Consider the following 13,712-nt stretch of genomic DNA (forward strand, 5'->3'; position numbering starts at 1 on the left):
TAACCGGAGCTTCTGAAAACTCCCTCACATCAGAAGACATTGAAAGTGCAATAAGTTCTTCAGACATTGCTTAAGTATGGATTTAATTCATACTTTTTTTCTATTTTTTGTGTTACCATGAATAAAGTCAAGCTTGCCCTTTGTCAGATGAATGTAGTGGATGACAAAAAGGCCAATTTAAAAAAAGCAAGCTCAATGATAGCTGACAGTGCAGACCGTGATGCTGACTTTATAGTTTTGCCAGAAATGTTCAATTGCCCATATTCTAATGACAAGTTTATTGAATATGGTGAAAGTGAGCATGACAGCCACACCTTAGATACTATTTCTCAACTGGCCAAATCATATAATGTTTACATCCTTGCAGGATCCATTCCCGAAAGGGAAGACGACAAATTATACAATACCAGCTACCTGTTTGACAAAACAGGTTCAATTTTGGCAAAACACAGGAAAATGCATCTTTTTGACATTGACGTTAAGGACAAAATCACATTTAAAGAATCAGATGTGTTGACTGCAGGGGATGATTTTACAATCGCAGATACTGATTTCGGAAGAATCGGCATTGGAATATGTTATGACGTTCGATTTGTCGAACTTGCAAGGATAATGGTGGAAAATGGTGCTGAAATCCTATTTTATCCGGGAGCATTCAACCAGACAACAGGCCCTGCACATTGGGAGCTTTTGTTCCGCTCAAGAGCACTTGACAACCAGGTTTTCTGCATAGGTGTTGCACCTGCATTGAACATGAATGCAAGCTATCACAGCTATGGCCATTCAATCGTTACAAATCCCTGGGGAGAAGTCATGGCCCAAGCAGGAGAAAAAGAGGAATTGGTCATCTGTGAAATTGATTTGAGTGAAATAAAAAAAGTAAGAGAAGAGCTTCCCGTTTTAAAAAACAAAAGGAAAGATCTCTACGAAGTCATTCAAAAATGATTATTTTAATTTATCCAATCTTTTTTTGAAGTAGTTGACCTTTTTGGTGCCGTCAAACACTTCAATTGCTGTTTCTATGACCCTGACTTCGTTGTCATAGTCATCAGCTTTCCTATATAGAATACATAATCTTTTGTATGGAGCATCCTTAGCCTGTTTTGCTTCCACATAACGTTCATATTCTTTAATGGCTTTTTGAGGATTGGTTTTTTCCATCTCTTTAATTGTGCTCATAGGAATAACTTTTACAACCGCTTCACCGGATGCCTTGGCTTTTTGCCTTTTTTGAGCTTTCTTGATGGCCTTGTTACAGGATTTTTTGAAGTCCTTATCCTCTTCGGCTTTCCTTGCATCCTTGATTAATTTGATTGATTCATCACTTGCAAGGTCACCCAATGCCTGAATGGCCGCAAGCCTGACTCCCCAATCTTCATCTTCAAGACATTTTGCAATTGAATCGAGCTCGTCTTCAGCCTGAAGTTCGCCCAAAGCACGTACGGCAACCTTCCTAACTCCAAAATCCTCATCGGAAGTTGCCTCAACAAAATAAGGAATGACTTTTTTATCTTCAGTTTCTTTAAGTGCAAAGGCTAAAAAACGTTTGTCCTTACCTTCTGCATTTTCAAATTCATCAATTAATTTATCGACAGCCACATCACCCATGCTGCCTAAAATTTCAGCCGCTTTGAATCTTACTTGTGCATTGTCGTCAGTGGTGGCTTTGATTAACGGTTCGATAGCTTCTTCATCAGTGATTCCAACCAATGATTCAATAGCTTCCTTTCTGACCTTAACATCATCGTCGGATAAATTGTTAATTGCTTCTTCAAAACTTAAATTTGACATAGTTATAGTTAGATTTTAAGAATATATAATCTTTAAGAAAAAAAGGTATTTAAAAAAAATAGAAAAAATAAGAGAAAAGATCTCTTATCTAAATAGCTGTCCAACCACCGTCGATACAGATTAATTGACCTGTACAGAAACTGGATGCGTCAGATGCTAAGTAAATTGCGATACCGTCTAATTCACCAGGTTGACCTAAACGGCCTGCTGGACAGTAAGCTGCAATAAGGTCCATGAATCCTTCCATTTCAATGGAGTCAACAGTTAATTCGGTTTCAAATACTGCAGGACCAATAGCGTTTACGGTAATGTTGTATTTAGCCCATTCTACAGCTAAGTTTTTGGTTAAGTTCATTACTCCACCTTTAGCTGAGGAGTATGCACTAATTCCTCCTCCAGGGAAGATAACTCTTGAGTGGATTGAACCGATGTTGATGATTTTACCGTATTCTTGTTCAATCATGATTTCTCCAACAGCTTTACACATGTAGTATACACCGCTTAAGTCGATGTGGATGTGTCTTTCCCATTCTTCGTTGGATTGGTCAGTGACCATTTTGTTGTTACCCATACCTGCTGCGTTAACTAAGATGTCAATTCTTCCGTAAGCATCCATAACTTTTGCAACAGCAGCGGTGATACTGTCGTAATCACCTACGTCACATACAGCATACATTACTTCGGTTCCGAATTCTTTTTCGATTTCAGCAACGTTTTCTAATAATCTTTCTTCTCTTCTAGCAAATAATGCTAATTTTGCACCTTGGCTTGCGTATGCTTGCGCAATTTGCCAACCAAGACCTGATGAAGCTCCAGTAATAACTGCAACTTTGTCTTTAATATCGAAATAGTTTTTCATTTTTATACCACCTTAGTCCTAAGACTATGTATAAATATTTGAAAAATAAACTATTTAACTATTTTTATATGAATTGTTGAGTAATATTCAACAAACCAAATTGAACAAATAAACAAATTTAAATAAATGGATAATTAATGAATAAACTGTTAAAAAAACATGTGTTATACTTTATAGACTGTATAAAAAAATTTACAAAAAATGCAACAACAAACTTTATTAAAATTCAAACAAAATATTATTATAAAATATTTTTAACAAGAGATGAAACAAAATGATTGAAGAGCAAACAAAGAGCTACTCAAAAAAGGAGATTTTCAAGACACTCCATCCATGGGTCAGGAAATGGTTCGACTCCCAATTTGAAGACTTCACCCCCGCTCAGAAAAAATCAATCATTGACATCCACAAAAAGAACAATATCTTAATATCATCACCGACAGGATCAGGTAAAACATTGACAGCATTTTTATCAGTCATCAGCGAACTGACAGAACTGGCAGAAAAGGAAAAACTGGAAGACAAGGTCTACTGCATCTACATTTCTCCATTGAAGGCCCTTGACAATGACATTGAAAAGAATTTGGATGAACCGCTTAAGGGAATAGAAAAGATAGCTGGAAAAAAACTGGGAATCAGAAAGGCCGTCAGAACCGGCGACACCACCCAATATCAAAGGCAGAAGATGCTTAAAAAACCGCCACACATCCTGATTACCACACCCGAAACCCTGTCTATTTTACTTGTGGCTCCAAAGTTCAGGGAAAAGCTGAGCCATGTGAAATATGTAATCATTGACGAGATACATTCACTGGCAGAAAACAAAAGGGGAGTACACTTAAGCCTGTCCCTGGAGAGACTGCAGCATCTGATTGGGCAATTTACAAGGATAGGGCTTTCAGCAACAGTAAGCCCCCTTGAAGAGGTTGCCAGGTTTCTGGTGGGCTATGAATACGGCGTCGAGAGGAACTGCAAGATAGTCAATGTTAACTACCTGAAGGAGCTTGACATGGAAGTCATGTGTCCGGTAAGCGATATCGTGCTTGCAGATGAGGAGGACACCCGTTTGGGAATGTATGACCTTCTTGATGATTTGATTCAGGAAAACAAGACAACACTGATTTTTACTAATACAAGAAGCGGAACGGAAAGATTTGTCTACAACCTGAAGAAAATGTATCCGATGAACTACAATGACAGCAATATAATGGCCCATCACTCCTCGCTTTCAAAGGAAGTTCGTCTGGAAACCGAAAACAAGCTGAAGGAAGGCAAGCTCAAGGCAGTCGTCTCATCAACATCCCTAGAACTGGGAATAGATATAGGATACATTGATCTGGTTGTTTTAATCAACTCTCCAAAATCAGTTGCAAGAGCATTGCAGAGAATAGGAAGAAGCGGACACAGGTTGCATGAAAAATCCAAGGGAAGAATCATAGTCACCGACCGTGATGATTTGGTGGAATGCTCAGTTCTGCTTAAAAACGCCAAGGAAGGAAAAATCGACAAGATAACAATACCGTCAAACTGTCTGGACGTCCTTGCACAGCACATCTACGGAATGAGCATTGAAAATCCATGGGACATCGACTATGCATATGACGTGATACGAAAGAGCTACTGCTATAAGGACCTTACAAGAGACGATTACGAAGATGTTTTAAGCTATCTCGGCGGAGAATACGAAGAGCTTGAAGAAAGGTATGTGTATGCCAAAATATGGATTGATTATAATGAAAATACCTTTGGAAAGCGTGGAAAACTGGCAAGAATGCTTTATTCAACAAACATCGGAACAATACCAGATTCATCAGGAGTGCTTGTCAAATGCGACGGCGAAACCGTCGGAAAGATAGAGGAGTCCTTTATGGAAAGGCTTAAAAAAGGCGACACCTTCGTATTGGGAGGGAGAACTTACCGATTCAACTACGGCAAGGGAATGACAATCAATGTGACTCCGGCAAGCGGACCTCCAACAATACCCTCATGGTTTTCACAGCAGCTTCCACTATCCTTTGACCTTGCAATGGACATACAGAAGTTCAGGTCATTCATGGAAGCCAGATTCGAGTACAGGCGAAGCAAGGAGGAGATAATGGAATTCATCTATGATTACCTCTATGTTGATGACTTTGCAGCCAATTCAATCTATGAATACTTCGTTGAACAGTACAAGTATGCAAAGATTCCTTCAAACCGTTGCCTGCTCATAGAGTACTACAAAGGATTTGGAGGAAGAAAATTCGTAATATTCCATTCTCTCTTTGGCCGAAAGGTCAATGATGCGCTGTCACGTGCGGTCGCCTATGTGGTTGCCAGAAGATACAATACGAATGTCACAATATCCATATCCGACAACGGATTTTACCTGAGCTCGGACGGCACAATAGGAGGTTTGGAATCATTCAGGGAACTGAACCCCGAAAACTTTGAGCAGATTCTGACAAATTCCCTCAACAAGACGGAAACATTGGCCTCAAGATTCAGACATTGCGCCGGAAGGTCACTGATGACATTGAGAAGATATAAAGGCGAATCAAAGTCAGTTGGCCGCCAGCAGGTGCGGGGCAAAATACTGCTTAAATATGTGCAGGACATGGATGACAATTTTTCAATATTGAAGGAAGCCAGAAGAGAGGCGATGGAAGACTACATGGACATCAAGAATGCATTGAAAGTTATAAACATGATTGATTCCGGAGAAATGGAGATAAAAACAATAAATACAGTAATTCCAAGCCCATTTGCATTCAATCTGGTTTCACAGGGATATCTTGATGTATTGAATCAGAATGACCGGGGAGAATTCACAAAAAGAATGCATCAGGCAATACTTGAACAAATCAAAGATAAGTTAAATGAGTTATAAAATAAAAAAAAGAAGGTAAAGGGAATCATCTGATTCTTATAACGCTTTTCTTGGAAAGAATAACATTCTTATTGCCAGACATTACCTTTACCTTATGTTTACCATAGCTAAGTTTTTTAGTGTTGAACTTGGCCACACCCTTCTTATTGGTTTTGACAGTGTAGGTCTTGTATTTCTTACCTGTGTATATCTTCAATTTAAGCTTGATACCTCTCATTGGCTTTTTGGTGCCTTTGTGTTTGAGGGTGACCTTGAAATATTTGGATTTCTTGTATTTGAACTTGACCTTAGGGGCCTTCACGATGGCTTTTGTCTTTTTGACCTTAAGAGTAGTTGTTGTGAGGACACCTGGAACCTTGACGTATCTTTCATCACCAGGATCACCGCCCGGAATGCAGAATGCCTCATAAACTGTTATCTTGTATTTGCCCGCATTCAGTTTGGATGCCTTTATTGTTGCTATCCCTTTGGAGTTGGTCTTGATTGGAATGAAATCTTTATTCTTGGATGATTTTGCAAATGCAAGAAGCAGAACTCTCACAGCAGGCTTACCAGATGGTGTGACGACCTTGATTTTTATGGTCTTTCCGGAGTAGTATGTTGTAACCAGCTTTTTTGAAGTCGCCTTGAGAAGGGCAATCGCATTCATATTGTTGTCAAGCGCCTTGTTTTTGAATGTTTTTGAATTGTCGAGAATGATTTTTGGGGATTTTACTGCAGATTCCTCGTTGGAAGTGAAATTACAATTGGTTATCTTAAGCAATCCAGGCACGTAGTCATCTTCGCCCACGTCATTGTCAGCAAATATCGCCCCCACAAGGTTGGCAGTGTTTTTGTCGAATGAACAGTTTGTGACATCAACATTATATCCGTAAATTGCTCCTCCTCTACCTCCATTGTATCCGGCTGAGTTGCTCCTGAATGTACATCCTATTGCATTAACAGTACCTGTATATACTGCACCTCCACGATAATCAAAGGAATCACGGATGAGTTTAACGTGATTGGACTCAAAGATTGTGTTTACAAGGTTGAGCTTGGTTCCATAAATCGCCCCACCAGCGTTGGCGTAATTTCCCTTAAAGAAGCAATCCGTAATTTTTGCACTTTCTTCAAATACTATTGCTCCCCCATAGCCTTGAGCATGGTTATTGATGAAACTGCAGTTTACTGTCTCAAGATTATATGCATAAATCGCTCCTGCATCAGAATTGGGATGTTTTATATTTTTTCCAGGTTCTGCAACATAGTTGTTTGTAAAGTTGGAGTTTGTAATCTTGCACAATCCTGAAGTGAACGCATAAATGGCGGCCCCACTCCAGTCCCTGTAATTGTTTTTGAAGCTACATCCATCGATGTTCACTTTGACTAGAATCTTTTCAACATACCCATCTGAATCGGCGAATATTGCACCGTCTTTTGCATTTATGAATGTTATGTTGTTGAAGTTTACTGTGACCTTCTTGGTAATGTGAAATATTCCTGAAAGCTTTTTGGCATCAAGTGTGGCACCGTTTACGCCGTTGAAGGTCAATGATTTTTTAACGGCAATTGTCTTGCCTGAACTTGTGTATGTGCCGTCAAGCTCTATCACATCCCCTGCCTTTGCGTTGTTTACTGTAGTTTGGATATTGGCAAATGTCTTGCCGGACGGCTTGACTGTGGCAGTCAATGGCCCATCATCACTTTCCTGTGTGAAACTTGCCCCGTCATCTGAAGCGGACAAATCTTCACTGTTTTCCACCCCCAATGAATTATCCAAAGTGTTATTGGATGCATCATACAAGTCAGAAGCTTGTGAAGCAGAAGCAAAACCTATAGTGAGCATCAGCAGCACAAGCATTGAAACTAGAAAACACTTGTCTTTTAACATTATTTTCACCTCTTGAAATATTATAATCGGATATATAACTATTGTACCTACGAATATATAATCCTGTAATATAATTAATACATTTGTGTTGACATTCCCAAGAAAATATAAAAACTTATAACAATGAGATTAGATAATTATATTAAACGGTGATATTATGGCTAAAACAGGTGCAGTTCTAACTGGATTTATACTAACAATCTTTGTAAAATTATTTTTTGCACCCTATGAATTTGTAGGATTATTGATTATAGGGTTCATTACAGGATATATTGCTCACTCCGGAGCATTAGGTGGCCTTTGGAATGCCGCACTTGCAGGAGCATTAGGTACAATCCTCAGTGCAATACTATTTGTTTTAGTTGCAACATTTGGAGGAAGTCTTGCAGGACCGTTTGGAGGATTGACCGGATTTACCATTTCCGGAATTACCGGCCTGATTACTGTTATTGAAAGTTTAATTTATTATGCAATTGTAATGGGAATTACAGGAGCAATTGGAGGAGCGCTAGCTCCTAAAGAAGAATAGTTTTGGAGATATTAAATGAACAAGTTTACAAATTTTAATTTTAAGGCTTTAGTGTTTGGAGCGGCAATAGCCGGCGCATTCATATTATTCGGATGGCAGATCAATGATTGGCTTTATCCATTTGCATCAATCGGACTTTTATATGCAGGATATGGTCAGAACAACTGGATAGAAGGAACATTGAGCGGTGCGATTGCATCAACACCTATCATTGTCCTGACATTCCAGGGATACATGGGCCAATTCGACGGATTTTTCTTAACTCAAAATGGAATGATCGCTTTAGCGGCAATGATATTAATTATTGGTGCATTCGTCGGTTTTGTTGGTGCATGGACAAAAAGAAGTCGTGAAAAAGCATTAGAACAACAAGCAAAAATTGGTAAAAATAAAAATAAAAAGAAAAATAAAAAATAATAACTCTATGTTATTATTTTTTCTAATTCATCTCTTTCTATACCGTTTTTGATTTCAAGAGCAATTCTTCTTCCCATACTCATTGGTTTACCGTAAGTTAGGTATGAGTAAGGAGAACCATCCATGAATGTGTTTGTTCCACCGTCGGTTCTTGCACTGATTTCAAAACAGATTACTTCTAGATTATCATTTACTAATGTTTGCATACAGAATGGTCCGTTTAATCCAGGAGCAACTAATTTTTTAGCACTTTCAGTTAATTTATCAGCAATGTCAAATACTTGTGGAAGTAAGGATTCACGAATTACAGCTGGGTGGTTACCAGTTACAACATAAGATGGGCTTAAATCAATATCCAATTGGTCTTTAGCAGGCATTCTGACAAAACCATCAATACTGGATTCATATCTTGTGTCCATACCCATTAATTCAACTTTATCATCAAGAGCTGAGTAGAAATAGTGGATACAATAATTACATCCTGAAACATACTCTTCAATGTGAGCTGCTTCAACGTCACTGTCCTCTAACCATCCACGTGCTTTCATTGCTTCTATTTTTGCATCGAATTCTTCGGTAGATGATGCTACAAAGTAACCTCTTCCACCTCTTGCACCTGGGAACTTGACCATTACCGGACGGTCAATTTCTGAAGGGTCATTGTATTTGAATGGTATTCTCACATCACCTTCAACAAGCAATGCTCTTTCCTTGTCTCTTTCAGCTTCCCATCTGAGTACGTCTCTGTTTCCAAACATTGGGACATTGAACTTGTCTTCTACATTGTCAAGACCGGCATATGCAACAAAAGATCCATGAGGAACAACAATAGCATTCATATCTCTGAGTTTCTGTTGAACATCTTCATTGACTATGTCTTTGAATTCATCAACAATGATGTATTCATCTGCAACGCCAAATCTTTGATATGGAACTTCTCTTCCTTTTTCACAAACGATAGCGGTTCTAAATCCTTCTTCTTTTGCACCTTGCAAAATATGTAAAGAAGTGTGGCTTCCGAGAGTAGCTATTGTGATTTCACTTTTGTCATAACCAGCCAAAATATCTAAAATATCTTCCTTTTTAACTTCTCCCATTTTATCTTCTCCTAAAAGAATGATGTATATAAATATGTTTTTAACAATTAATAAAGTTTTTTTAATTAATTTTAATAGGCATTATTTACAGAACATTATATGATTAATTAAGGATTGAAAAAAATGTTAATTGGTTTAATATCAGACACCCATATACCGGACAGAGCAAGAATATTGCCGCAAAATGTAATTGACGCATTCAGCGATGTGGAACTGATTCTGCATGCAGGAGATTTGACTTCACCGAAGGTCATAGATGAGCTGGAAGAGATTGCTCCGGTCATGGCAGTTCAGGGAAATATGGACAGGGCCAATGGAATAGACCTGCCAAAAGCAAAGATTGTTGAAGTTGAAGGCCTGAAAATCGGATTAATACATGGAGAAGTATATCCAAGAGCAGACAGCGACCAATTATTGTATCTGGCCAAGGAATCGAATGTGGACATTCTGGTTTCAGGACATTCCCATCAGCCTAAAATCGAGCAAAAGGAAGGGATTTTGCTTTTAAATCCTGGAAGCCCTATTGTTCCAAGGCTTGCAGACAGGACTGTAATGCTACTTGAAGTCGAAAACAGGGCAGTTGATGTGGAAATCGTCAAGATTGGCTCACCGGTATGCAGTGCACTTGATTTTGACCAGTACAAGAGGGATTGAAATGGGAAGCAAATGGCAAATGGAAAAACATAATGACCCATATTATAAAAAAGCTAAAAAAGAGGATTATCGTTCAAGAGCATCATATAAGCTCAAACAGCTTGATAAAAAATATAAACTCATCAAACAGGGAAACACCGTAGTGGACCTCGGTGCGGCACCGGGAGGATGGTCACAGGTTGCCCTTGAAAAGGTGGGCGAAGAGGGAATCGTTGTTGGAGTTGACCTGAATAGGTTCAAGAAGTTCCATGAAGAAAACTACTATGGAATCAGAGGGGATTTCACAACACCTGAAGTCCAGGAAAAGATTATGAAAATCATTGGCGGAAAGGCAAAGGTCGTAATGTCAGACGCATCACCTTCACTTTGCGGCATCAAGAATATCGACCAGCTCCGCTCCATCGATTTGACATATGCAGTTATTGGAATAGCTGAAAATATCCTGGAACCAAAAGGTAACCTTGTAATGAAGGTATTTCAGGGCCCTGAATATAAGGAAATGCTGGATTCACTTAAAAGCAAATTCAGAAATGTCAGAACCACAAAACCAGAGAAAAAGAAAATAAATTAAAGTCCATTATAGGCTTCAGCAGCTGTTTTAAGTTTTTCTTTAGCAAAATCAATCCTACTGTCAACTTCATTGGATGGCTTACCTGCATCCAAAGCACTTTGGACATTCTGAATAGCCGAATCTGCCCGTGACAGCTCTATTTTTGCATCATTATACACCTTGACATCATCAGGACCGCCAGCATAATAAGTTGCTTTGATATTCTCAAACTTGGCAGACAGATTGTTATATGAAGATCTTAACTCTGCAAGTTCATCATATTGAGTTCCAGAAGATATCTCGTTTGTAATTCCATTGGAAACAGTACTATAACCTACATATGCCACAACAATAATTGTCGAGATTATCATAATGACTCCAACGACAGAAATCAACATTGAAGTGGATTTGAATAAGCTTAATCTAGATTTTCTCATATTAACCTCAAAAATAAATCTATTAGTTAGTAATATATTGATTTTACTATATTAATGTTACTTATCAAATGCTCTTTGGTAATGTTTTTTAAGTATAAAAAAATAATATTATGACAATGAACTCTACTACCAAAACACAAACATCAACTGCAAAATTTGAAGAATTTTTTGCAACATCATATAAGGACGACGTATTTAAAATACTCGAAAAATATCCTGATGACAGATCACTGACCGTAAATTATCAATCATTGGAAATGTTTGATCCTGAATTAGCTGATTTGTTAATTGAAAAGCCTGAAGAGGTTATCCAAGCGGCACAGATTGCTATAAAAAATATTGATCCCCTTGTGAAGGACGCAGACATCAATATTCGTTTTGAAAATCTGAGCAACATCATTCAGTTAAAAGACCTCTTAAGCAAATATATCGGAACATTTGTTGCTGCAGACGGAATCGTGAGAAAGACAGATGAGATAAGGCCTCGTATTGAAACCGGTGTTTTTGAATGTAGAGGATGCATGAGATTGCATGAGGTCGAACAGACATCTGGAAATCACATCATAGAACCGTCCTTATGTAGCGAATGTGGTGGAAGGTCATTCAGACTGCTCCAGGAGGAATCAAAATACATTGATACCCAAACCGCAAGGATGCAGGAACCTTTAGAGAATTTATCTGGAGGAACCGAACCTAAACAGATGCTGATGATTTTGGAAGACGATCTGGTCGATGATTTAAATCCTGGAGATAAAGTAAGAATTACAGGTACCTTAAAAACATTCAGGGAAGAGAGAAGCGGAAAATTCAAAAATTACATTTACGTCAATCATATTGAACCGTTAGAGCAGGAATTTGAGGAACTGCATCTTTCCGAAGAGGATGAAGAAAAAATCATTGAATTATCACAGGACCCTCACATTTACGATAAGATCATCAAATCCACAGCCCCATCCATCAGAGGATATAGGGAAGTCAAAGAGGCAATTGCTCTGCAACTCTTTGGTGGAGCTGCCAAACAACTCGAAGACGAAACCAAGCTAAGGGGAGACATCCATATCCTGATTGTCGGGGACCCTGGTATTGGTAAATCCCAGATATTGAAATATGTTTCCAGACTCGCGCCAAGAAGTATCTATACAAGCGGTAAAGGTACAAGTGGTGCCGGTTTAACCGCAGCGGCAGTTAGGGATGAACTTGGAGGATGGTCTCTTGAAGCAGGTGCACTGGTACTTGGGGACCAGGGTAACGTTTGTGTTGACGAGCTGGACAAGATGAGGTCCGAAGACCGCTCAGCACTTCACGAAGCACTGGAACAGCAGACAGTAAGTATCGCAAAAGCAGGAATCATGGCAACCTTAAATTCAAGATGTTCCGTTCTTGCAGCTGCAAACCCTAAATTCGGTAGATTCGACAGATTTAAAGTGCTTGCAGAACAAATTGACTTGCCTGCACCAATCATTTCCCGTTTCGATTTGATATTTGTAATTGAAGACAAGCCAAGCAGGGAAAAGGATTCAGACTTGGCAAAGCACATTTTGGAAATCCACAAAGAAAATACAGTAAATTACGAAATTGAACCTGAACTGCTCAGAAAATACATTGCATATGCCCGTAAGAATATCAATCCACGTTTAACCGATGAAGCCAATGAAATCCTAAGGGAATTTTATGTAAATACCAGAAACAGCAACCCCGAAGAGCAGGGTGCCGTTCCAATTACCGCAAGACAGCTGGAAGCTACCATTCGCCTAGCGGAAGCCAGTGCTAAAATCAAACTTAAGGATAAAGTAGAAGCGGAAGATGCAAATAAGGCAGTGAAACTAACCATGTTCTGTCTTAAAGACATTGGTGTTGATCCTGAAACCGGTGAAATTGACATTGACCGTATTGGAGACGGAACACCAAAATCAGACAGGGACAAAATTCAAAGGGTAACCGAAGAAATCGCACTCCTTGAAGAAGAGTTTGCCGGCGATGCTCCATTGAATGTGCTGCTTTCAAACATGAACGAAAAATATGGAGTCAGTGAAGAGAAAACCGAGCAAATCGTTAGAAACCTAAAGCAGAAAGGAGTTATCTACGAACCTAACGCTGGATACTTCAGACGTGTTATCTAAACTATTCAAATTATAATTTTTACATACTCCCGTGTACACATTTCCCATTGGAGTATGTGAATGTTCAACAACATTAAATTTAATAGCCATTAAAGACAAATTAAAAATATTATGAGAAAACTGTTGTTGATTGTTTTAATCTTGTTTTTGATTATGGGTGCTGTCAGCGCTCAGGACAACACAAACGGTACTGCAGACAATGTACTCAAGGACAGGGAATACAATTCAGACATCGACGATGACGGAGACCCACTGTTGATCGAAGAAAACGGATATATTCCCGTTGAGATTAATGTTGAGGAAGCTTGGAGTCTGAATGTTTATATTGACAGACATGAGTCTGCATTGAATGAAGAGCTTGACAATGTAACCTATAGTCATGTCGATATTCCGGCAAGCGTGATGAATGGCGATGACGAAGTGCCTCTGACCTTGGGAGAACATAACATAATTTATGAATTCAAATTCACCAATACCACTTCCATATACAGTCCCGACGCATACATTAGTGAGTCC

At 38.8% G+C, this 13,712-nt stretch carries 13 protein-coding genes; 8 read left to right on the forward strand and 5 right to left on the reverse strand.

From position 1 onward, the window contains the following. Positions 1-117: 117 nt before the first annotated feature. A complete protein-coding gene (locus QZN27_RS06625) occupies positions 118-945 on the forward strand; it encodes a carbon-nitrogen hydrolase family protein (protein ID WP_296785424.1) in 828 nt (275 codons plus the stop codon). Here QZN27_RS06625 and QZN27_RS06630 read toward each other — a convergent pair whose 3' ends face one another. Together QZN27_RS06630 and QZN27_RS06635 are read right to left on the reverse strand one after the other, a co-directional pair. Continuing rightward, the gene (locus tag QZN27_RS06630) at positions 946-1,791 is read right to left on the reverse strand and encodes a HEAT repeat domain-containing protein (RefSeq protein WP_296785439.1); all 846 of its coding nucleotides are present in this window, start codon (positions 1,789-1,791) and stop codon (positions 946-948) included. Positions 1,792-1,879: 88 nt separating this feature from the next. Then, a complete protein-coding gene (locus tag QZN27_RS06635; RefSeq protein ID WP_296785452.1) occupies positions 1,880-2,650 on the reverse strand; it encodes an SDR family NAD(P)-dependent oxidoreductase in 771 nt (256 codons plus the stop codon). Positions 2,651-2,924: 274 nt separating this feature from the next. On the opposite strand from QZN27_RS06635, the gene QZN27_RS06640 reads away from it, so the two are divergent. Beyond that, complete coding sequence (locus QZN27_RS06640; protein WP_296785455.1) at positions 2,925-5,519, forward strand: ATP-dependent helicase; 2,595 nt, start codon at positions 2,925-2,927, stop codon at positions 5,517-5,519. Positions 5,520-5,544: 25 nt separating this feature from the next. Here the strand turns inward: QZN27_RS06640 and QZN27_RS06645 are convergent, their stop codons facing one another. Further along, entirely contained in the window at positions 5,545-7,392 is a 1,848-nt protein-coding gene (locus QZN27_RS06645) for a hypothetical protein (RefSeq protein ID WP_296785458.1), read from the reverse strand. Positions 7,393-7,549: 157 nt separating this feature from the next. Between QZN27_RS06645 and QZN27_RS06650 the strand changes: the two genes are divergently transcribed. Beyond that, positions 7,550-7,921 carry a DUF5518 domain-containing protein gene (locus QZN27_RS06650; RefSeq protein WP_296785461.1) on the forward strand — a complete coding sequence of 124 codons (372 nt, stop codon included), beginning with the start codon at positions 7,550-7,552 and terminating at the stop codon, positions 7,919-7,921. Positions 7,922-7,936: 15 nt separating this feature from the next. Continuing rightward, on the forward strand, positions 7,937-8,338 hold the full coding sequence (locus tag QZN27_RS06655) for a hypothetical protein (protein ID WP_296785464.1): 402 nt from the start codon (positions 7,937-7,939) through the stop codon (positions 8,336-8,338). Positions 8,339-8,343: 5 nt separating this feature from the next. On the opposite strand, the gene QZN27_RS06660 is transcribed toward QZN27_RS06655, so the two are convergent. Further along, complete coding sequence (locus QZN27_RS06660) at positions 8,344-9,435, reverse strand: formate--phosphoribosylaminoimidazolecarboxamide ligase (protein ID WP_296785472.1); 1,092 nt, start codon at positions 9,433-9,435, stop codon at positions 8,344-8,346. A 114-nt stretch (positions 9,436-9,549) separates the two neighbouring features. Between QZN27_RS06660 and QZN27_RS06665 the strand changes: the two genes are divergently transcribed. Continuing rightward, positions 9,550-10,089, forward strand: a complete 540-nt coding sequence (locus QZN27_RS06665; protein WP_296785479.1) for a metallophosphoesterase — start codon at positions 9,550-9,552, stop codon at positions 10,087-10,089. A gap of 1 nt (position 10,090) precedes the next feature. After that, on the forward strand, positions 10,091-10,660 hold the full coding sequence (locus QZN27_RS06670; protein ID WP_367237659.1) for an RlmE family RNA methyltransferase: 570 nt from the start codon (positions 10,091-10,093) through the stop codon (positions 10,658-10,660). Here the strand turns inward: QZN27_RS06670 and QZN27_RS06675 are convergent. Beyond that, positions 10,657-11,076: a hypothetical protein gene (locus tag QZN27_RS06675; protein WP_296785480.1), complete on the reverse strand. Its 420-nt coding sequence runs from the start codon at positions 11,074-11,076 to the stop codon at positions 10,657-10,659. The genes QZN27_RS06670 and QZN27_RS06675 overlap by 4 nt on opposite strands. A 116-nt stretch (positions 11,077-11,192) precedes the next feature. On the opposite strand from QZN27_RS06675, the gene mcm reads away from it, so the two are divergent. Together mcm and QZN27_RS06685 are read left to right on the forward strand one after the other, a co-directional pair. Continuing rightward, positions 11,193-13,196, forward strand: a complete 2,004-nt coding sequence (gene mcm / locus QZN27_RS06680; protein ID WP_296785482.1) for a minichromosome maintenance protein MCM — start codon at positions 11,193-11,195, stop codon at positions 13,194-13,196. Positions 13,197-13,307: 111 nt separating this feature from the next. After that, the coding region (locus QZN27_RS06685; protein WP_296785484.1) for a hypothetical protein at positions 13,308-13,712 on the forward strand (405 nt) is incomplete at its 3' end.

The organism is uncultured Methanobrevibacter sp., from assembly GCF_900316895.1.
Classification (GTDB): domain Archaea; phylum Methanobacteriota; class Methanobacteria; order Methanobacteriales; family Methanobacteriaceae; genus Methanocatella.

Coding starts and splice junctions, on each gene's coding strand:
- QZN27_RS06625 (WP_296785424.1), top strand. CDS start 118: ATGAATAAAGTCAAGCTTGCCCTTTGTCAGATGAATGTAGTGGATGAC.
- QZN27_RS06630 (WP_296785439.1), bottom strand. CDS start 1,791: ATGTCAAATTTAAGTTTTGAAGAAGCAATTAACAATTTATCCGACGAT.
- QZN27_RS06635 (WP_296785452.1), bottom strand. CDS start 2,650: ATGAAAAACTATTTCGATATTAAAGACAAAGTTGCAGTTATTACTGGA.
- QZN27_RS06640 (WP_296785455.1), top strand. CDS start 2,925: ATGATTGAAGAGCAAACAAAGAGCTACTCAAAAAAGGAGATTTTCAAG.
- QZN27_RS06645 (WP_296785458.1), bottom strand. CDS start 7,392: ATGTTAAAAGACAAGTGTTTTCTAGTTTCAATGCTTGTGCTGCTGATG.
- QZN27_RS06650 (WP_296785461.1), top strand. CDS start 7,550: ATGGCTAAAACAGGTGCAGTTCTAACTGGATTTATACTAACAATCTTT.
- QZN27_RS06655 (WP_296785464.1), top strand. CDS start 7,937: ATGAACAAGTTTACAAATTTTAATTTTAAGGCTTTAGTGTTTGGAGCG.
- QZN27_RS06660 (WP_296785472.1), bottom strand. CDS start 9,435: ATGGGAGAAGTTAAAAAGGAAGATATTTTAGATATTTTGGCTGGTTAT.
- QZN27_RS06670 (WP_367237659.1), top strand. CDS start 10,091: ATGGGAAGCAAATGGCAAATGGAAAAACATAATGACCCATATTATAAA.
- QZN27_RS06675 (WP_296785480.1), bottom strand. CDS start 11,076: ATGAGAAAATCTAGATTAAGCTTATTCAAATCCACTTCAATGTTGATT.
- mcm (WP_296785482.1), top strand. CDS start 11,193: ATGAACTCTACTACCAAAACACAAACATCAACTGCAAAATTTGAAGAA.